The sequence below is a fragment of the Arthrobacter sp. PAMC 25486 genome (assembly GCF_000785535.1).
Classification (GTDB): domain Bacteria; phylum Actinomycetota; class Actinomycetes; order Actinomycetales; family Micrococcaceae; genus Specibacter.
In genome coordinates this window covers 3,680,573-3,700,102 of sequence record NZ_CP007595.1, presented here as the reverse complement: position 1 = coordinate 3,700,102, position 19,530 = coordinate 3,680,573, and the positions used below count along the sequence as shown (strand labels likewise).

General features: G+C 56.9%; 18 protein-coding genes. 5 read left to right on the top strand and 13 right to left on the bottom strand.

The annotated features are described in order from the left end of the window. Window positions 1-38 precede the first annotated feature (38 nt). The 5 genes from art_RS16850 to art_RS16830 form a co-directional block, all read right to left on the bottom strand. A complete protein-coding gene (locus art_RS16850; protein WP_038466709.1) occupies window positions 39-1,037 on the bottom strand; it encodes an ABC transporter substrate-binding protein in 999 nt (332 codons plus the stop codon). Between the two features lie 36 nt (window positions 1,038-1,073). Then, window positions 1,074-1,913 (bottom strand): siderophore-interacting protein, encoded by an 840-nt coding sequence (locus art_RS16845; protein ID WP_216699554.1) that lies wholly within the window; start codon window positions 1,911-1,913, stop codon window positions 1,074-1,076. Between the two features lie 296 nt (window positions 1,914-2,209). Further along, entirely contained in the window at window positions 2,210-3,673 is a 1,464-nt protein-coding gene (gene ltrA / locus art_RS16840) for a group II intron reverse transcriptase/maturase (protein ID WP_038468424.1), read from the bottom strand. Between the two features lie 807 nt (window positions 3,674-4,480). Then, entirely contained in the window at window positions 4,481-5,875 is a 1,395-nt protein-coding gene (locus tag art_RS16835) for an IS1380 family transposase (RefSeq protein WP_038466707.1), read from the bottom strand. Between the two features lie 619 nt (window positions 5,876-6,494). After that, on the bottom strand, window positions 6,495-6,677 hold the full coding sequence (locus art_RS16830; RefSeq protein WP_038466705.1) for a hypothetical protein: 183 nt from the start codon (window positions 6,675-6,677) through the stop codon (window positions 6,495-6,497). 355 nt (window positions 6,678-7,032) lie between these two features. Here art_RS16830 and art_RS16825 point away from each other — a divergent pair, with 355 nt between their 5' ends. Continuing rightward, window positions 7,033-7,302: a GlsB/YeaQ/YmgE family stress response membrane protein gene (locus art_RS16825; protein ID WP_038466703.1), complete on the top strand. Its 270-nt coding sequence runs from the start codon at window positions 7,033-7,035 to the stop codon at window positions 7,300-7,302. 147 nt (window positions 7,303-7,449) lie between these two features. Beyond that, window positions 7,450-7,932, top strand: a complete 483-nt coding sequence (locus art_RS16820; RefSeq protein WP_038470740.1) for a pyridoxamine 5'-phosphate oxidase family protein — start codon at window positions 7,450-7,452, stop codon at window positions 7,930-7,932. A gap of 292 nt (window positions 7,933-8,224) precedes the next feature. Here the strand turns inward: art_RS16820 and art_RS16815 are convergent, their stop codons facing one another. The 4 genes from art_RS16815 to art_RS16800 all read right to left on the bottom strand — a co-directional run bounded on the left by art_RS16815 (window position 8,225) and on the right by art_RS16800 (window position 10,671). After that, entirely contained in the window at window positions 8,225-8,779 is a 555-nt protein-coding gene (locus tag art_RS16815) for a DJ-1/PfpI family protein (protein ID WP_082000375.1), read from the bottom strand. A gap of 30 nt (window positions 8,780-8,809) precedes the next feature. Further along, on the bottom strand, window positions 8,810-8,968 hold the full coding sequence (locus art_RS22615) for a hypothetical protein (protein ID WP_038466701.1): 159 nt from the start codon (window positions 8,966-8,968) through the stop codon (window positions 8,810-8,812). A gap of 194 nt (window positions 8,969-9,162) precedes the next feature. Beyond that, window positions 9,163-9,657, bottom strand: a complete 495-nt coding sequence (locus tag art_RS16805; protein WP_038466699.1) for a hypothetical protein — start codon at window positions 9,655-9,657, stop codon at window positions 9,163-9,165. 3 nt (window positions 9,658-9,660) lie between these two features. Further along, window positions 9,661-10,671, bottom strand: a complete 1,011-nt coding sequence (locus art_RS16800; protein ID WP_038466697.1) for a Ku protein — start codon at window positions 10,669-10,671, stop codon at window positions 9,661-9,663. 89 nt (window positions 10,672-10,760) lie between these two features. Here art_RS16800 and art_RS16795 point away from each other — a divergent pair, with 89 nt between their 5' ends. Further along, complete coding sequence (locus art_RS16795; RefSeq protein WP_367643744.1) at window positions 10,761-13,343, top strand: ATP-dependent DNA ligase; 2,583 nt, start codon at window positions 10,761-10,763, stop codon at window positions 13,341-13,343. 218 nt (window positions 13,344-13,561) lie between these two features. Here the strand turns inward: art_RS16795 and art_RS16790 are convergent, their stop codons facing one another. The 4 genes from art_RS16790 to art_RS21810 form a co-directional block, all read right to left on the bottom strand. Beyond that, a complete protein-coding gene (locus art_RS16790) occupies window positions 13,562-13,798 on the bottom strand; it encodes a CsbD family protein (protein ID WP_253901392.1) in 237 nt (78 codons plus the stop codon). Between the two features lie 38 nt (window positions 13,799-13,836). After that, window positions 13,837-14,310 (bottom strand): hypothetical protein, encoded by a 474-nt coding sequence (locus tag art_RS21210; RefSeq protein WP_052136689.1) that lies wholly within the window; start codon window positions 14,308-14,310, stop codon window positions 13,837-13,839. 103 nt (window positions 14,311-14,413) lie between these two features. Next, entirely contained in the window at window positions 14,414-14,680 is a 267-nt protein-coding gene (locus tag art_RS16780; RefSeq protein WP_038470732.1) for a Rho termination factor N-terminal domain-containing protein, read from the bottom strand. A 1,814-nt stretch (window positions 14,681-16,494) separates the two neighbouring features. Then, window positions 16,495-16,755, bottom strand: a complete 261-nt coding sequence (locus art_RS21810; RefSeq protein ID WP_038466692.1) for a DUF4235 domain-containing protein — start codon at window positions 16,753-16,755, stop codon at window positions 16,495-16,497. A gap of 144 nt (window positions 16,756-16,899) precedes the next feature. On the opposite strand from art_RS21810, the gene art_RS21205 reads away from it, so the two are divergent. Beyond that, a complete protein-coding gene (locus tag art_RS21205; protein ID WP_052136688.1) occupies window positions 16,900-17,370 on the top strand; it encodes a hypothetical protein in 471 nt (156 codons plus the stop codon). 1,038 nt (window positions 17,371-18,408) lie between these two features. Next, a complete protein-coding gene (locus art_RS16760) occupies window positions 18,409-19,116 on the top strand; it encodes an HAD family hydrolase (RefSeq protein WP_038466689.1) in 708 nt (235 codons plus the stop codon). Window positions 19,117-19,530: the final 414 nt, after the last annotated feature.

Below are 19,530 nucleotides of genomic sequence, written 5' to 3'. Positions count from 1 at the left end.
TCTGACGGCGTGGGGTTCACCGATCCAGAACTTGGCTGTTAGAGCAGAATTCTCCGGAGATCTTCGATCACGGCATTTGCGCCGGCCAAGTTGTATGCATCAAACCACGGCGCCGAGTTGACTTGGAATGCCTTGTCAGCTTGTACTGCGGATAGCTTCGACCACAACGGGTTTGTCGTCAGAGCTTCTTCGACAGCCGTTCCCGCGTCGGCTTGGCCTCCCGCGCCCACGTAGTAGATGATCACGTCACCGTCAATCAGGGAGAGGTTTTCTGAACTAACAGCAGAGTTGACCTTGGTCGGGTCGGCACCGCGCAAGGAGTTTGCAGTGGGGGTAATTCCTACACCTGAAAGAATATCGGCGTACAAAAAAGTAGTCGACGCATCGAGTGTGTTGTAGGTGCGCACGTCACCGGAGGTGTCCGATACCCGAACCACTGACAAGCGAACCCCATCGGGCCATGCCGCCTTGACATCAGTACGGAGGGTGGCGATACTTTCATCGAGTGCACTCAAATTCTCTGTGGCCTCGGCCACGAGTCCGGCAGCATCAGCAACACCGATGTACTGGTCCCGCCAGTACACGAAGGGAATCAACACAGTGGGAGCGATGCTGGACAATTCATCGTAGTACTTTTCCCCGATGGGTTGCCGGCCGACGATCAGGTCAGGGGCAGCTGCGGCGATCGCTTCGAGTTGAACATCGTCGAGTGCAGTGACACCAATAGAGGGCAATGCCTGCGCATCTTCGCTGACGAGTCTCCTTAGCCCACCTCCTAGGGTTCCTGTAGCTACAACAGGTACACCTAGTTCATCAAGAGTTTGCAATCCGACATATGCGTCCAGGCTGACTATGCGCTGGGGGTCTTTCGGAATTTCAACGAGTCCCATTGGCGTTTCGATGGTGCGAATTTGGCTGACCGTCGAGGTGTCAGTTTTGGCTTCTGAAGAGGAACACGCTGTCACAAACAACATTGTGAGAGATAGAACGGCGGCGCCTATGGCGTATCGACGGTTGCCCGTATTGGAAATTCTCATGGGTGTCCTAACGTAGATATGAAGCGGGTAATTGATTTATAAACCGGCGCGTTCGAGTGCGTTGTCGAGGATACGGGTTAGTTCGAAACCGGATTTGCCGTCGGCCACGGCTTGCTCCCGGAGAGCATCAATGTGTTTTTCGACTTGGGCGTAGCGCTGCTGCCAACGTTCATTGTCGCGACGCCAATAGCCTTTGATCTCGAATCTGTCAGGAGTCCAAGAAAGCTCACGATGGAAGTATTTACGGATCTCCCGTGCCTCGGTTGCCTCGGTAGCGGCCCATACATATCCGGGACCATCCGGAAGATTGAAAGATCGGACCGCTTTAGGCAATGACAGTTTGCTGGCCGTCTTCTCCGTGGTCTCTTGACCTGCAAGTTCTCTCAGATCGGTATGGAGCCACTGGTAGGACACAAAGCCCCGAGTTGAAACAACCTGTTCGTCTGCTTGATTTGGCACTGAAGCGATGACAAAAGCTTGAGAGCCTGCGGGGAGTTGCTCCACGGCGCGGGTCAATGCGGGCAGTGCTGTCATGTCGGCGACGAGTAACTGCCAGCCACTGTCGGCGGGGGGCCTATACCAGCCGCGGGCTTCAGAAATCTTCAAGCGATCACCGAGTTGTGCGTGGACCGCCCAATCGACCGCGACACCACCGTCATGAACAACGAAATCCACATCGAGAAACGGGCCTCGAGGATCGAACGTGCGCACGGTGTAGCTGCGTACGGTTTGGTCTTCGCCCTCTCCGAACAGTAGCCGCAGCCTCTCGTCAGGAACCCCCGAGGTCTCGAAATGCTCTAGTTCAGGCCCTCCGAAGCGAACCCGAATCATCGACGGTGTCACGAACATCTTGGATACTGTCACAGCATCGAACATTCGAGGAACTGTGGGGAAAACCTTCGGCATTAACACAACCATTTTTCGACTAGAGCAACCCTCATCCAACCTAAGTAAGCTAAGCCTAACCTATCTAGCGGCAGTGGGAGTCCTTGCCGGATCATCATGGCCCGCAGGCCGGCCAATCAGCGGTGGAGTGTTGAATCGCGGCATTCGAGCTCGTTAGTTGGGTCAGCCACGGCGCGCCCGTTTGCCCATTACTGGGCCGGGTTTCGCCGTGGCTGCCCGCCGAACCGGACGTGCGACTCTCACCGCATCCGGCTCTCCATGCATCATTACCCGGCGGTGATACGGATGTTCAAGGGCTGTTGATTCCACGGGTTCGGGATGTTCTTGCCGCGGTAACGGTAGCGCGTTACTGGGACTGTTGAGGCCCCGGTGAAACGAGTTGTTGCCGTGGCAAATTGCCATCCATTGATGCAGAATCTACGTTTCATGTCCCGTATCTTCATGCGTCCGTGTTTCTTCTTCAACCATCTCCAAACACGTTGCCACGCGTAGTTGTCAATGTTTCCAAAGACACTCTTCGAGACGCCATGCCGGAAGTAGTTGGCCCACCCGCCCAGGATCCGATTAAGCCGCTTGAGCAGCTCAGAAAAGTCCTGATGCAGGGTCGATCTGTAACAGGCTTGTGCGATCTTTGACCGCACGGACTTGATCGATTTCTGCGACGGCACCGTATACACGTAGGACTTGTTCGTCCCGCGCTTGCGGCGCCGCTGAATCGTGAATCCGAGAAAATCGAATCCCTCATCGATCGTGACTACCCCGGTCTTCTCTTCCGAGAACTCCAGCCCCAGCGGGGCTAGAACCTCCCTGATCTCCTCCTTCAGCGTTTCCGCATGGCCGCTCGTCCCTCTGATAACGCATACGAAATCGTCAGCGTATCGGATGAGCTTCCATGTGGCACCGCCCTTGGCGATCAGCTTTTGCCGCTGGTAGTTAGTGCCCATACGCTCCGACCATGCCTTAGCGGCATACTCATCAAGCACGTTCAACGCAATATTAGCCAGCAACGGGGAGAGAATCCCGCCCTGGGGAGTGCCGGTTTTCGAGCCGATCAGCTGACCGTCCCGAGTCATGATCCCGGCCTTGAGGAATGCCTTGATCAGTGCCAGCACTCGCTTGTCACTCACCCGACGGCGCACTTGGCCCATCAACGCGGTGTGATCGATACGATCAAAACACGCCTTGATATCGGCTTCAAGCACCGTCTCATACCCCGCAATAGCGAAGTGGTGAATGTCTGCGATAGCGTCCTGTGCCCGCCGATTCGGCCGGAACCCATACGAAAACGGCGCAAAGTCCGCCTCGAAGATCGGTTCCAGCACTAGTTTCAGCGACGCCTGCACCACCCTGTCAGCCAGTGTGGGAATACCCAGTTGCCTGATCTTCCCACTACCACTGCCTTTAGGGATTTCTACCCGTCGCACTGGTTGCGGCCGGAAAGTGCCCGACCTCAACAAACCACGGATGTGATCAATGAACTCCTGCGCCCCGACCCAGAAATTGATGGTTTCTTTCGTTACCTGATCAATCCCGGGCGTCTGCGCACCCCGGTTACCGGCCACGCGTTCCCACGCAACCAGAAGGAAATCGGGGTCACAGACAAGGTTAAACAGATCATCAAACTTCTTGCCGGGATCACTCCCGGCCCACCGATGTAGCTTTACCTGCATCCGTTGTACTAACACCGACGCCGCATCACTGCGGGCACGCATGTCATCACCGGTATTCACCAATGAACCTCCAACCTTCTACACGATTCCACTACCTGACACACTGCCGCCCTTCGCCATGTGACCGGCTTTCCCGGCCTCGGACTACTACGGCGACTCCGCCCCAGAAACGCCCTTCAACAGGCAAAGTGTCTATCCGCACCACCCACAAACAGCAGTACGGAACGAAACGTTTCTGGTTCCCACGTTCACTTGCATTCGATCAGCGAGTTAGGCACCCGGCTTTACCCCTGCGGCATCATCACGGCTACGCCGTAGACCTTCACCGTGATCTCCTGGCCCCAACGAGGCAAACCAGACCAAGAGTTCCCCAACCGACCTGAACAATCAGTCGGTGGGTGCGCACCGCAACCCTGCCCAAATTTCCTTGGTTAGAGCAGGTGAAAGTTGAAGAGGTGTAACAACGCCGGTTCCTTTCGTATACCTTCTCGCCTCGCTCACCAGACACGGTCCGTCAAGGAATCCCGGACCGTTCCGACTTTGTCACGGCTGCTCCCACCTCACCCATCAATCCATGGGCTCAGCTGCCGTCAGCTTCAACCAGCACCTACGAGTGCCGGAAGACCGAGGTCTTACACCTCCATTCGAACTACAAGCGCCTCGTGGCGCACGCCTCGAACTTTCATGACACGAGGTTTCTGGTGGATCAGGGCTGACCGTCTGCCTGAATGGTCTTAGTTTGGCATTTGGGTGTGACATTCTGGCCGCTGTCCTGTGGGGCGGTTGTCGGTGACGGTTCCACACCGGTCACGGTGGTGCTGGTTCTGGCCCTCCTGGGGTGAGTTCGGATGGTCGGCTTGCTGCCGTTTATGGCGGGCTGAGCGCGGCGATCCTTTTCACTGCCTTGAGCAGCAATTGCACCTCTGGTGCTTTGGAGGCCAGGTGCAGGGTTGTTTGGCGGGCGTGTTTGGCGAGTTTCCCGCCGATTTCAAAAAGCCTGGCCCGGAGCTTTTTCGGTTCCCACCGGCGGGCTTTGGAGTCCTTGAAGCCGATCATTTGGGTCCAGGCCATGAGCTCGGTGGCCATCATGACCACATGGCACCAGAGTTCGTTGGCGGTGAAGGATTTGAAGGGCAGGTTCGCGAAGCCGGTGTCTTTGGCGTTGCGGATCCTGTCTTCACAGCGGGCGCGGAGCCGGTGGCTGACGTCAAGGTCAGCGAGTTGGCCATGTTCCTGGTTCGTCGCGATGGCCGTGTACCGGTGCCCGTCGATGTCGGTGATCCTCAACTGGGCGCCCACGTGCGGGATTTCCTTACGGACGATGATCCGCATCCCTGCCGGCCACGAGGACAGATCGAGCATGCCGGTGATGTCGGCAACCCAGGCGCCGTCTCGTTCGGTGCCGTCGCTGTCGTAGGCCCGGGACCAGCCCTTCTTTGGGATTAACGGCAGCACCGTGGCGACGGCCTCGCTGATCGTGAACCCGACGGAGTAGGAGAAGTTTCGGCGCTTGTCGGTAAGCCAGTCTAGGAACCCATGAGTGCCACCGGCGGAATCGGTGCGGAGCATAATCTTCCGCCCGGACCGCCACCCAGCAGGTAGTTGTTTGATGGAGTCCTTGACGACTTGGATGTGGTCGGCGACCGTGTTCGAGCCGGCGTTGCCGGGCCGCAACAAGGTCACCAAGGGCTCGCCGGTACCTGCGGCGCCGTGGTCAACGTAGGAACACAACGGGTGGAAGCCGAAACCCTTCTTCCACGTCGGGCGCGCGTCATCCTTTTCCGAATGGGAATTCACCAGGGAAGCATCGAGATCGATGGCCAAGGGGTTCTTCCTGCTGGCACCGTGTAGTGGCGAGTCTTCTCCGGCCTGTTCCCACACATGCGCCCTGGATGCGGCACGGGCCTTGTTGACCGCCACTAACACCTTCGCAGGCTGTACGGTGGCCAGGACCTTGAACAAGCGGCTGATCGTGGGATCCGAGGCGATCAGGCCATAGACCTCGGGTCCGTTGCGGAGCCGGTCAATGTCGGAGACGAAGTCACCGCCCGTTGCCAACGACAACGCCAGATCCGTGAGGATCTTGCCAGGGTTATGGGTGGCGAACGGCTTGCGCCACGGCTCCAGAACCTCGGCCAACCCAGCGGTCAGGCCAGAAGCCTTCATCATCTCCGTCAGGACGATCCCGCCGCCCTGGGACACGACCCCATCGCCGGTGCCATCGACTCGAACGGACGGGTAAAAACCGGTAATGTTGTTCACCTGCAAGGAGCTCCTGAAACTTTGTAGAAAATGTTGTGTGATAACTACATTTTCCCATGTCAGAGGCACCTTTCAGGCTTTAATGACGCCGCAAAGTCATACCGCCATGAAATCTCGAGGCTAAGGTCACTTGACTCCCCGAATGATGCTCTGGCTTGGCGCATACAATTTGGCGTCAAGTATCCATTATCCGATCGCCGCCGATCAAAATACCCGTCTTGGAAACGAAATGCCTCGGCGGTCAGGCGAGGGAGCGATCAGAGTCGTTGCCTCCTTCTCGCCAGTAATCGCTGGACTGGGCTTAACAAATCGCGCTAGCAATATTACAGCGATGACGACCGGCACGCCCTCAAACCCGACCGCCACCCATGACCACGGCGCGCCTCAGCGAGTTGGCGCATGAGCTCTGCGAGTTCTACGTCATGTTGCAAGATGCGGGGCCAGCTGGTCACTGGTCATGGGACACGGCAGCTGCTGACACATTGTCGCGGGCGGCCTTAATGGCCTCCTCGACTTGGGTCCGCAATTCCGTCACGGCTGCTTGGTGGGTGCGGTTGGCGGTGCCGAGGTCGGTGGCGAGCCCATTGGTTTCACGCTCCTTTGGGACTCTTCCATCCCGCTAAACCTTTTCGAGGATGGCATGCTCAGCAGTGGCCGTACGGACAGCCTCTTCCCAGACGGTTCCGGCTAAGCGCAACGCCTGCTCGGTGATGCTGGTCAGCGTGGCGGCGATCTTCGACCCGGCACTGTCGCGTTCGGCCCACCACTCTTTCAAATACTTGCCAGCATCCGTTTGGGACACCGAGCGTCTGCACGCACCTTGGCGACTGTGGGCTTGGCCGTAGGACTGATCCGCTTGGCAGGCAGTATTCCTTGTAGGACCTGAAGCTCGACTTGAACCATGCACACTGGAATTTTGTGGGCAGAGGTCTCACTGGTGTCTATGAAATGTTGCTCGCAGGCTGATCTCGTTCAGTGGCTCATGAGAGCCTATTGGGAACGCAACACCGGAGAGTTCAGCCATGAAAATACCTGCACTGAATAAAGTGCCGCCGCTACAGCAAATATGAAGCAACTTCCGATGCTCTCTTACGACCGACTGTGGTCTTGAGAAATCCAACCCTGATCTGTAATGTACATTTTCACAGGGAGGAATCATGGGTTTCATTGGTTGGATCGTATTGGGACTTATTGTGGGAGTCATCGTTAGTGCCGTCATGCCAGGTAAGGGCGGCGGAGGGTGGTTTACCAGCCTCGGCTTAGGCGTGCTCGGAGGAATTGTTGGTGGGTTTACCGATGATCTGCTCTTCGATGATGGGAAGATGGGGGTTGGGAACCTCGGTTCTTGGCTCCTCACGATCGGCGGAGGATTCATCGTCGCCGGGACCTATGGCGCTGTTACCGGCCGCTCCAAAACCACAGCCTGACTAGACCAGACCAATCCCGTGTCGACCGCTTGGTGGTGGGTGCATCTTCCTCAGCGCCTCACCAACACCGAAAACCCGCTATCTGCGTCCCTTTCGGTGGGATTGGAAATGGACGCGGAATCCATAGCTAACGAAAGGCTAAGCACTATGTCCTCGAATGAAGATATTCATAAAGTCATAGACATGATCGGACACCATCGAATCTGCATGATGACAGCCGTAGGAGCAGATAATACGCTTCAGGGCTGGCCCATGACAGTAATGAAAGTTGAAGACGATGGAGAGCTATGGTTCTTCAGCTCCATCGGGGCAAGTCCCGTAGAAGAAGTTGGCACCGAATCTCAGGTTAATCTTTCCTTCACCGGAAAGAACGACTGGCTCTCCGTTCATGGCTTTGCAGCGATCATCACCAGCGAACCTAAAGCTCGGGAGATGTGGAATGAAGCCGCAGCAGCCTTCTATCCTGACGGTCCTGAGTCCAAGGATTTGGTCCTGATTCGTGTTCGTCCCGAGGGGGCACAATATTGGGAATCCCCAGGAGGAGCAATCTCCACCGTTTTCCAGTGGGCCAAGGCCCGAATGACCGGCGAAGAGATCGACGTCGGGGAGAGCCGAACGCTCAATCTCTAACAACGATTTTCTAGCTTCACTGATCTTCTGCCAAAGGGAAAGTGAGAGTAAAGCTAACGTGTGTGGTCGGACTTGCGGAGGTTCCGGCGGTGTCAAGCCGTCTTAGCACCGTTGTCGTTGAGTAGTTTGATGAACACTTCTCGTGTGGCAGGTATCCAAACGCGGAGCGGGGACGGTCGTTGATTTCGTCTGCGGTGGAGTCTAGAAAGGGTTAGTGGGTGGTGAGTTCGATGCCTTAGGGCAGGTACTCGCGGATAAGGCACGGTGTCGCTTTGGTGTGCTCGGCTGCAGACTAAATGAAGGCTCTTACCATTGCTTCAGTAAATTTCGGCAGTGTTTGCGTCGATCGGCCGGTGATGAGCATCCAGCTGTTGTTGGGACAAAAATGGACGTCTTTATCTGCCCACTCTGCCCCGGCGTGAAGGACATCGTCAGCCATTCCTGGCCATCCGGTCAGCGACTTCCCTGCCAGAACTCCAGAATTGATGAGGATTGCCGGGCCTTGGGAGATTGCGGCGACAGGTTTGCCAGCCGAGACAAATTCAGTGATTATGCGGTTCGTTTCACTGCTGCCACGCAGAGTCTGAACATGATCTGCTCCTCCGGGCAAAACCAACGCGGAAAAATTAGTCGCTTTTAGGGTGCCTACCAGCCCATCCACGAGGAAAATTTCCCCGGCTTTTTCACCCGATCGAACTGTCATGATGGATCCTCCGGAGGTGGATAGAAGCATTGGTTTGCCTCCTGCGTCCTTGACCGCCTCCCACAAAATGACCAGCTCATGGTGATCGACCCCGTTCGGGGCCACCAAAAAAGCGATGCGCTTACCGTTAATTTCATTGGCCACGGCAGGTTTCCTCCCATTGCCGTCCTTGGGTCAGCTTCGAATGGAGCCTCTATTGCGGGCCCAGCCGATTGCGGCCGTGGCAAGAAATAGGACGATGCCAATGATTGCTAACCAGAACAGGCCCTTGATGGCAAATCCCAGTACCGACACAACGATCCAGATGACTAACAGACCAATAATGATTCCCATAGTGACGCGCTCCTGTCATTCGGTGCAGCTCCCACAGCCAGCTACTCGGTTACGCCTGTGATCTGCGGCTTCTTCTTGTGTTTCTAGGCTAGGCCCGTGCTGTGCCAATCACAACCACCTCATTGCCTTCGCCGGCCTCTGTCTTTAAGTTTCCAGAGTTATCTGATTGGACGGTCCGGGCACTCCATCGCGGACTAGTTTTGTCCAGAGAGGTGATCCGTATCGGAGTTCTGCACAAGTTCCGGCCTCGCCTCGTGATGTTCCTGACCGTGCGTTCTGCGGTCCTCTTTCATCTCCGCCTCATATACGTGCCGCTTGCCGCCTAATAGCTCGTCTCTGGCTCGCTTCTCGGCAGCCTTGAATTCGGCATAGTACCCGTCGTCGTAGTCCTCAACGGCTTGGAAGCTCCACCGGCCGCTGATGATGTTGCGGCCCACTATTTGACGCTCAATGTCATCACCCAGTTCTACATGGCCTGCCTCTCTCAACATCTGCACTGCCTCCCCCAGTGCCAGATCGGCTTTTCCAGTAAGCCGGTGAAAACCGTAAAGAAGCCCTCTGGCGTGCTCAACCACTTCGAGGGCTTCGGAGAGTTTGCCGAGGGCCTCCACCGTGGCGTCGGAGACTCCGGGTCCGCGTTGATGGGCGGCGTCGGGCCCATCTGCTGGTGTGGCCGACGATCTTCTCATGGGTTAAGCTCCCTTGCGTGTAGCTGTAGCGGCGGCAGTCTTCTTCGCTGCTGGTTTCTTGGCCGTTGATTTTACTTTGGCAGCTGTTTTCTTTGATGCGGAGGTTTTGGCCGTCATTTTTTCGGCTCCTTTTGGCTTGGCTTTAATGCCGGGCTTCTTGGCAGTGGATGCTCCACTCGCACCCTTTTTTGTGCTGTCACCTTGGGTGGCTGCACGGACTCTTTTTTGGTCCACGCTGCGTTTGAGCGCTTCCATCAGGTCAATGACGTTGCCCCCGGAGTTGCCCTCTTTCTCTGTTTCCTCTTCATCCCCAAAAGTCGCTGCAGTGTCTAGGGAATCGCCGTGCTTTATTTTCTCGTCAATCAGGCTTCGCAACTCTAGTTGATAGTCATCCGCAAAATCACTTGGATTAAAGTCTCCGCGGAACTGATCAACCAAAGCCGAAGACATCTTCAGTTCCTGTGCACTGATTTTGGCTGTTCCCGAGGAGTCCAGAAAACTGGGGTCGCGCACCTCGTCAGCCCAGAGGATCCCCTGTAGAACCAGAACCTTGCCGCTGACCCGCAGTGCTCCCAACCGAGTTTTCTGCCGCAGGGCAAATTTGACCACCGCCGTCAGCTCCGTATTTTCCAGGGTCTTTACCAGCAGTCGGTAGGCCTTGCGAGACTTTGAGTCGGGTTCCAGGTAGTAGCTACGTTCGAGCATGATGGGATCGATTTGGTTGTTGGGCACGAACTGCACCACGTCAATTTCGCGGCTCCTTTCCGCTGGCAGGGACTCAATGTCTTCCTCACTAAGCACCACTGTCCGGTCTCCGTCGTCAAAGGCCTTCTCGATATGCCCATAATCGATTTTCTTACCACAGACCTCGCAACGTCGCTGGTAGCGGATGCGGCCGCCGTCGGCATCGTGGACTTGGTGCAAATCCACATCATGATCTTGCGTGGCCCCATACGCTTTGACGGGCACATTGACTAAACCAAAAGCAATCGAACCAGTCCATATTGATCTCATGGATCCAGCTAAGCACCATCGTTGGGTCTTTTCCAGAGGATAGCCGGTGGTATGAAACAGCGGTGTCCGGGGTGCGATCACGGGCAGGGGTGGCAAAGAATTCACCACACGGTAACAATGAACTATGTCCACCAAGGAGGCCTAACGTGTCCCGTTCAGCAAATCAACTCGTGAATGTTGCCGGCCACCGTCTAAAGCTCAGCAATTTGGACAAGGTGTTTTACCCTGATTCCGGCACCACCAAGGCTGATGTGCTGGGTTACTACGCCCAGGTGGCCCATGTCCTGATTCCACAGGCGGCGAGGCGCCCCGCTACACGAAAACGCTGGGTGGACGGAGTGGGCACGGCCGAGAAGCCTGGAAAAGTCTTTTTTCGAAAAGACCTTGAGAACTCAGCGCCAGACTGGGTTCCTCGGCAAATCCTCATGCACAAGGACCATGTCAATACTTATCCCCTCGTCAACGAGGCTGCCGTTTTGGCATGGTTTGGCCAAGTGGCCGCACTGGAAATCCATGTTCCACAGTGGAGGTTTGGTCCCGACGCGAAGCCAGCAAGACCCGACCGGCTGATTCTGGACTTGGATCCAGGGGATGGTGCCGGCCTCAGGGAGTGTGCCGAGGCTGCGCAGCTGTGCCGTGAACTGCTCACTGCCATGGGCTTGGAGGCCTATCCGGTCACGAGCGGGTCCAAGGGCATCCATCTCTATGCGGCTCTGGACGGCAATCATGATTCCACAGACATTGCAGAAGTCGCTCATGAACTTGCCAGGTCTTTGGAATCGGACCATCCGGACCTGATCGTCTCTGACATGAAAAAGTCATTGCGGAACGGCAAGGTTCTGATTGACTGGAGTCAAAATAGCGAAGCCAAGACCACTATCTGCCCGTACTCACTCCGCGGAAGGACTAGGCCCACCGTTGCCGCCCCACGATTGTGGGATGAGATTGCGGACCCCGAACTGCGCCAGCTCGAACTCCACGAAGTGGTAGCGAGGGTCAAACAAGGAATCGACCCCATCAGTAATTTGGGTTTGCAGCAACCAGTCGAGGATCAGCCAGAGGCAGTGGACCGGCTTCAGAAATACCGGTCCATGCGCGACGCTGGCAAAACCCCCGAGCCGGTCCCCCTCCAAGCTGCGAAAGACGCCGCTTCCTCCGAACCCACGTTTGTCATTCAGGAACATCACGCGTCTCGACTGCATTGGGATTTCCGACTCGAACATTCCGGCGTCCTGGTGTCCTGGGCCGTCCCCAAAGGCCCGCCCCTAGAACATACTGAAAACCGGCTCGCCGTCATGACGGAGGACCACCCCTTAGGCTATGGTTCCTTCGAAGGCACCATTCCTCAAGGTGAGTACGGAGCAGGTACTGTCACCATTTGGGACGCCGGAACATGCTTACTGGAGAAATGGCGAGAGGGAAAGGAAGTCATTGCATTGCTCCACGGCAGGCCCGACGGCGGCTTGGGCGGAGTCCTGCGCCGCTACGCCCTCATCAACACCCCCGGCATGGGAGGGGCAAAGAATTGGCTGATCCACCTCATGAAAGACCCGCCCGATACCGATCCTCAGACACAGAAAAAAGCGGGTGAGTTCGACCTCTCACCCGGTGCCGATAGTGCGGTTAACAGGCTAGTCACGCCGACGCGGCGGGCGAAAATTTGGTCGGGGGAAGCCTTGGACCTCCCCGCTCCCATGCTGGCGACGGCGGCCACAGCAGACGGCGTGGATTTCTCCACATCATGGTCATTCGAGATGAAATGGGATGGCATGCGTGCCATGGCCGGTGTGGCTGGTGGGACAGTGCGTATCGCCAGCAGAAGTGGCCGAGATGTCACTCAGCAATACCCGGAACTCCAGGAGCTTGCATCTTTGGCCGCTGACGGGTCCGTGCTCGACGGCGAAATTGTCGCCTTGGACAAGTCCGGTCGGCCCAATTTCGGCTTACTACAGAGACGCATGAAGCTGAGTAAGCCTCAGGATATTGCGAGGGCCATGAAAACGGTTCCCGTCCAGCTGATTCTTTTTGATGCGCTGCAAACAAGTGCTGGGAGCGTCGTGCAACCACTGCAGCACAAGCCGTATTCACAACGGCGCGAGTCACTCCTTACAGCAGTTGCCCAAGGCCGACACATCCACCTGCCGCCTGCCCTCACGGGAACTCTTGAAGAAGCGCTGATTACAAGCCGTGAATTCCAGTTAGAGGGTGTGGTCGCCAAGAAAATGGAAAGCCGCTATCTACCGGGTAAGCGCAGCCCGGACTGGCTAAAGATCAAGGACGAAAAACATCAGGAAGTCATCGTCATTGGCTGGCGTAAGGGTACCGGCTCCCGCAGCAAAACCCTCGGCTCACTACTACTTGCCGTGCATAACGAGAGCGGGCTGCGCTATGTGGGAAGGGTGGGCACCGGTTTCTCCGAACATGAACTGCAGGAGGCTGCAGCCATGCTGAAGACCAGTGAACGCAAGACTCCACCTGTCAAGAACATCGCCGCCACGGACAGGCGCGACGTCGTGTGGACAACACCTAAACTGGTCGGAGAAGTCAAATACGCTGAACTCACCGCTGACGGCAAACTGCGTCACGCAACCTGGCGTGGGTGGCGTCCCGACAAAACAGCCAAGGACGTGCATTGGGAGCTAGGCCATGCGCAAGGCTCTGGCCTGCCGTGAGGGATCCTCGGAGCTTCCCAAAGCATGGCCGGGCGCCGCGGCGGCACTGAAAAAATGAAATTGGAAGCTGAGTGCCCCTACACACGAGGTATTGGCAGTGTTGCCACGATGACGGTAACCACGAATCGAACACTGTTGCGGGAAAGCCTGCTACGGAAAACCCGCCGCGGGGACAGCGAGTCTGCCAACCCGCTGCCCCCTTCGGGGTGGTGTTCTCGTTAGGCACCGCCAGTGGTGGATGCTCCGCCCTCGGTGTCATCAGTGTGAACGTCGTTAGAGTCCTCCTTGAGGTGAGCCTTGGCGTCGGCCAGCTTGTCCTTGGCGGTACCCTTGGCCTGCTGCAACTTACCCTCGACGACCTGCGACTTGTCATCCGTGGCCTTGCCTACAGTTTCCTTGATCTTTCCGGTGGCTTTGTCCTTGGCTGCGTCGAACTTATCTGCGATACCCATCATTCCTCCTGTTGTGATTTTCTCTTTTACATGCCGAGAATCTATTCTTTCGCGGTACTGGCATCCTCGACAATGGTTTTCCCGTTGGCGTCGGTGAAGACGCGGTACTCATTTGTGGGCTGATTTTCCTTGGCCCTGAGGGACCGTGCGGTCGGTGGTTCGTCAATGGCCGACCGTTCAGCGTCACCGAACACAGCACCGAGGCCCTTAGAATCTTCAGTAGGCTCGCCAGCAGGAATAGATTCACCGTGGCCACGCGATATCTCCGACTCCTCGACGGTGTTCTGGCCCAGATCTGCGAATGTATGCAGGCCCGCATGGCGCCAACTCACATGCACGTGGGCTGATCCGTCTTCGGGAGTTTTGACGTTAGTCACAATTTCCTCCGTGGGGGCGCCCATGTCCTTGATTTTCTGCTGGTATGACCCTACCAATTGCTCCAAGGATTCCGGCGTCCACTCCCCCGGACGCATACGAGTGGAAATCTCCACAGGTTCGTTGGTGCTCTCAGTCACGTTCTTCTCCTAAGTAATGAATTGGCGATTGACAGCCTCCCGGATGTCAAGATCTGGACTCCACTTCCACCGACACTGGTGGGTATCGGGCCACTGTCAGAAACTACGAATTACGCAATGCTTCAATGAGTTCCGACTTACGTTTTTTGGAATATCCGCCCAGTCCAATTTCTTTGGCCTTGTTTTTGAGCTGGGGCACAGTCCAGTCCTCATAGTCTTTGGACTTGCCGCCCTTGCGACCCACCACAGATCGTCCCTTCTTGGCAGCAGCATTGGAGATTCTGGCTGCTTTTTGCTCCGAGGCTCCATCATCGCGCAAAGCCTCGTACATTTCTGGATCCTTCAGGCTGGGATTCTGCTTCTCAGGCATGATCTCTGTCCTTTCGTGATTCGGTTGCGCTGCTTCCAGGCTCACATTCACCCGCTTCGGGGCCAAGGCCCAAACAGTATTTCGGATCATAAATCCTCAGGTACGTGTCGGGGGACCATGGAGGGGATCACAGAGCCCGTTGCGCAAGCCAGTCTTTTCTTTAGCGTCACCAAGGTGCCCTGTCGCAAACATACGGAAACCGTTCATGCCGCTGAAGATCTCTCCGGGAGTGGTGAATTGAGACTTGGATGGTCCTCCCCTTTCGCTTTAGCAAAATTTGCAGAAATCCGGTCAGGCAACGCTTGCTGCAGCGCTGAACGGATCTCTGCTTCGTTCGATGATGGCTGTTTCATCCGCACTTCGACTCTAACCAGACAAGCGGAAAATATCTACGTCTTTTTAAGTTGCCGAAAATCGATTGGAGTGTGAAGCTAGGTGCTTTTCAAGCCTTCCTGGCCGGGTCCCTAAATCCTAGAGCCCGCCGCATAGACCTTGCAGGAACTTCACCAAGGAATTGCTGCGAAGGGGAGAAGTCTTCTATGAATTCCCAGACCCGGCGCTGCTTCCAGCAGGTCCGCAGGATGTACTCGGGGCCAATGCTGCTCTCGAGGACGTGGACGGTCCGCGGCAACCTCGGTAGCATGAGATGACGTTCGCACTAGTGGCAACAAGTGCGGCACTCGCGTCGGGACAGCCCGTCTCCCCACGAACAGCAGCCACTGAGAAGAGGCGCCACACATGAACGAGCACCAGCCCGGTGAACCGCAGCCGCAGGCTCCGGAACCGATTCCCGTCAATCCTTCCCCAAGCCCCGGACCGCCTGTTGATCCGACAGAGCCAGCCCAGCCAGATGATCCCAACGGGCCTCCGCCGCCCGTTCCCGAGCCGAGCGCGCCCGGTCATCCGGACCCGTTTTTCCCCAGCGCACCCCCGGTGATTTAGTCGGAGCTGTTTTATGCTGCAGAGCAAGCCGCTCCCGGAGCCACCAACTTTGGAAGCAGCTCTCTGCAGAGCCGGACCCACCCGGGTCTCAGCCAGCTACGGAGTACGGACCAGCACGACTCAATGGTGGCCAGTCTTGGCTCGGACGTCTGTGCGCTTCGGGTTTTTCGAAGCCGGAAACGCTCACTCCATTCCTCGGTCCTGACTGCACGTAACCGGGCCTTCCCCGGTTGAAGGCCCGCATCATCGCCAAGCACCGAAAGAATTAAATCATAGGGAATACTTGTGACCGCGCTCATAGACCTCTGGCACGAATACAGCACCAACACATCCGTACCACGCAAGTTGTAGGGCAGTTCGCCCGCCAATTATCTGGAAATATAAGCCTCAAACTCCGAGAGCACACCGTAGCGAACCAATCCCGTTGCCGAAGGCAAAACTTCGTCCGCATCCTTGGATGAAAAGTCCCGGTGCTGGATCTTTATCTTCGAACCCGCTGCGTATTGCTAGGGGCATCGCAGAGCGAGAGACTACAGCGGCCGTGGTGCGAGCCCCGCGGGTGAAACGAGAGCCAGATACGGCTGAGAGCTGCCTTGCAATGGCTTCCATGCTTCTGGCACCGTCGTTTCAACTGCGTTCGCCATCAGCCGCTATGCTGCACCCTGATCTGCAGCGCACTTCGCTCAGACGGGCTTCACGTTGGCTGTGTCCTTCATTCTGGCAGGGGCGTGTTTCGTTCGGAGCAACGCTTGTGATGTGGTCCCGGGACGAGTAAAAGTCCTTGTTTGTCTGCGGGCACCCGGCCGCTGTCAGGGCGGGTGCCCGCAGGAACTCCCTGCCTGCCATGGCAGGGACTTTGATGAGTGGGAGAGCTAGACCTCAGCTGGATTGCTTTCCAGCTTCAGTGTTGCCTTGCGTGCAAGTCGTTGTGTGATGACGTGAATGACAGCGCCCGTGACTGCTGTGGCCAGCGCAAAAACTAGGACACCCGGCAATGGATTCCCAAGGTCGTCGGCCTTTTTGGGTGGCTCATGGCCGGTACCTTTTCGCCAGCCTGCAGCCATTGCTTTACGCGCGGCGGCCCCAGCCGCCAGACTCGCCCCAAGGCTCAGAATTTTTATGATAATTTTCATTCCGTTGTCTCCTCTGTCTTGCAGTGGCGTAACCCGTTCCTTACCCACTCTTGCCAACGTGGCAGGCTTTCGCAAGCGGCGGCTTGTGATTACAGTAAGAACAGCGAGACCTGATGAGTGAATCCGTCAACGAAGGAGAACATCGTGAGTATCGAAGAGAACGAAAAACGCGAAGAAACCCTCAGAGGGCAGCAGCCCGCAGATCAGGCTGAAGGAGGGTACGGCTCTCCCACCCCCGAAGACGAAATGCCCGATGATGCTGCCACCAATCCTGGATCACCTGACCCCACACTTCGAGGCCAGGAAACTGATGAGGAAGCACTGAGCGATGATGTGAGCTTGGGTGCTCCCGACAAAAGTTTCTTTGAGGATGAAGAGGCTGCAAGTGATGGTGAATTAGGTGCTGGGCGACTTGGGGGCACTGACGATCAGTACCGGGAGGAGTTGGACCGAGCAGAGGGCAGCGCGGCGCGCATTGCTCCTGGGGATGAGTCGTCCTTGGACCTACCGTCAGCGGATGCCCCTCTCAACGACAGCAATACGGAATCCGCCCGCCAGGATAGGGAGTCATTTTCCTCTCAACCGGAGGCGGACGCCGACGGCGCAGGCCGGTGAGAAAAGTACGCTGACGGTTATACGGAAAATGGGCAAACCGCCAACGCATTTTCGCTGTTCTTCCCGCGAATTGGCCGGAAAGAAAATTCGACCTGTTCGTTTTGTCCGAGATTGGCTATAACGTGAGCTCAGCGACACTGCGTGAAATGGTCGCCCCGCTAAACGGTGCGGATGTGCCCCTTATCCTGCGGGCTGGGAAGCGGCCGGTGTGTGCAGGTGCCTGCGTTGAGGATGACATAATGCTTGATTTCTTCCGAACTACGGCACTGAAACGAGAGGACCCAGAGGGCGAATTGCTGTTCTCGTCCCGGCCCGGGTTGAAGCTAGGCTGCTCCCTATGATGTTGGATGCACTGACAGCAGCCTCACAATACTTCGCTAATCTGAGTCCGCATATTCCGGTGTCAATCACCATTGCCTCGGACAGCACAACAGACAACTCCCGGGAACTGGTGCACCGCTGGCCAGGAGTGAAGGTGTGAATACGATCCGTGTAGCCGTTGGACGGGTGGGAGCTTCTAGAAACGCCGGCGTCCCAGCAGAGTTGATACGGCAAGGGCCGACTAAAGAATTCTGGATTGCCAACACAGACGCTGATACGGAGGTCCCGGAGCATTGGCTCCAGAGACAATTTGAACTTACCGCAGGCGGTGCTGACGTCGTCGTGGACACTGCTGAACCGCGCAGCTCCCCTATTGGTACAGTGCGGAGGCTGCGCCGGCTCAACCTCCATCAGCGAAAGGAGGATCATCCCCACATCCAGGGGGCCCTTATGGGCTTTAGAGCGGATACTTTTGCCGCTCTGGGCGGCTGCAATGACCAAGGGCATGAGATCGGGCCTTCGCGGCTGCGTCCCGAGCCTCGGGCTATATAGTGGCCGCCACCGACACTTGCCGCGGCATAACTTCCGGACGGATCTAAAGCCGAACCGGTGGGGGCTTCGCTGATTTTCTAGACCAACTTGGCCGAGCCAGTGCGCCGGAACCAGAGCAGACCACGTCACTGCCGACAATAGATCTAAGAATGCAAGGAGAGCCCCATGGCCAGTGAATATTCCCATGCGATACTATTCGACGTGGACGGCACCCTGATCGATTCCAACTACTTGCACACACTGTCTTGGTGGCAGGCTTTGCGCCAACAGAGCTTCACTGCCCCTGCTGCCGCGCTGCACAGGGCGATAGGAATGGGTGGCGAAGAACTAATCCGGCACATTCTGGGCAATGGCACCAGCCCCATACAGACCCAGAAGCTCATCGACGCGCATGACGCCATTTTCTCCACCTATTGGCCGGCCCTGCTTCCTTTCGAGTCTGCCGCAGCACTGCTGGAGCATTGTGCCCTGGCAGGAGCGGCGGTGGTCCTGGCCTCATCCGCCGAGCAGACTGAACTGGAGGTGCTGCGCAAGGCCCTAGACGCTGATCACGCCATTGCTGCAAGCACTAGTTCCTCTGACGCCGCGCAGGGCAAACCATCTCCTGACATCCTTGCCGCCGCTCTGAAATCAGTAGGCGTGGACACCACCCATGCTCTTTTTGTGGGTGATGCAGTCTGGGATGCCAAAGCCGCGGCAGCCCTGGGTATACCCATGATCGGGGTGCGCAGCGGCGGCACCAGCGCAGCGGAATTGTACGAGGCGGGAGCAGTGGAAGTCTTCGATGACGTCCGGGAGTTACTGGATAAGGTAGACCAGAGCAGGCTCGGAACGCTGTTACAAGCCGCGCAGGGAGCCGTTCCCGGAGACTGACCCGCCACTTCAGGGCCATCAATTGATCCAAGCAATACATTCAACAATGAGGAGGAACGCTATGCAGACACACGACGAAACAAACGAACCGAAGGCGCCGACGCAATCGGACCAAGAAACCTCAGCGCTAAAGCCTAAGGGGCGTAGGAACCCTGAGGAGTTGCCCGATGGGACGGGAACCGACGCCAAAAAAACAGAATCTGAGCCAGGTCAGGAAGATGGCGGCAAGTCCTTCGACGCCGGCTAAAACTGTCGGGCCAAGGGGTGCGTTCATCCAGCAGTGGCGGAACGCACCCCTTGTCGAGGCAAAAAAGATTTGGGATGTTCGCATCCCCTGCCTATCCGCAGTGTGAGACCCTGTTTGGCTGCTGTAACGGCCCACCTTATCTGCCGTGACTGAGGCGGTGCCTTGCC

Coding starts and splice junctions, on each gene's coding strand:
- art_RS16760 (WP_038466689.1), top strand. CDS start 18,409: ATGGCCAGTGAATATTCCCATGCGATACTATTCGACGTGGACGGCACC.
- art_RS16825 (WP_038466703.1), top strand. CDS start 7,033: ATGGGTTTCATTGGTTGGATCGTATTGGGACTTATTGTGGGAGTCATC.
- art_RS16805 (WP_038466699.1), bottom strand. CDS start 9,657: ATGAGAAGATCGTCGGCCACACCAGCAGATGGGCCCGACGCCGCCCAT.
- art_RS16800 (WP_038466697.1), bottom strand. CDS start 10,671: ATGAGATCAATATGGACTGGTTCGATTGCTTTTGGTTTAGTCAATGTG.
- art_RS16780 (WP_038470732.1), bottom strand. CDS start 14,680: ATGCCTGAGAAGCAGAATCCCAGCCTGAAGGATCCAGAAATGTACGAG.
- art_RS16845 (WP_216699554.1), bottom strand. CDS start 1,913: ATGTTCGATGCTGTGACAGTATCCAAGATGTTCGTGACACCGTCGATG.
- art_RS22615 (WP_038466701.1), bottom strand. CDS start 8,968: ATGGGAATCATTATTGGTCTGTTAGTCATCTGGATCGTTGTGTCGGTA.
- art_RS16820 (WP_038470740.1), top strand. CDS start 7,450: ATGTCCTCGAATGAAGATATTCATAAAGTCATAGACATGATCGGACAC.
- art_RS16790 (WP_253901392.1), bottom strand. CDS start 13,798: ATGATGGGTATCGCAGATAAGTTCGACGCAGCCAAGGACAAAGCCACC.
- art_RS16850 (WP_038466709.1), bottom strand. CDS start 1,037: ATGAGAATTTCCAATACGGGCAACCGTCGATACGCCATAGGCGCCGCC.
- art_RS21810 (WP_038466692.1), bottom strand. CDS start 16,755: ATGAAAATTATCATAAAAATTCTGAGCCTTGGGGCGAGTCTGGCGGCT.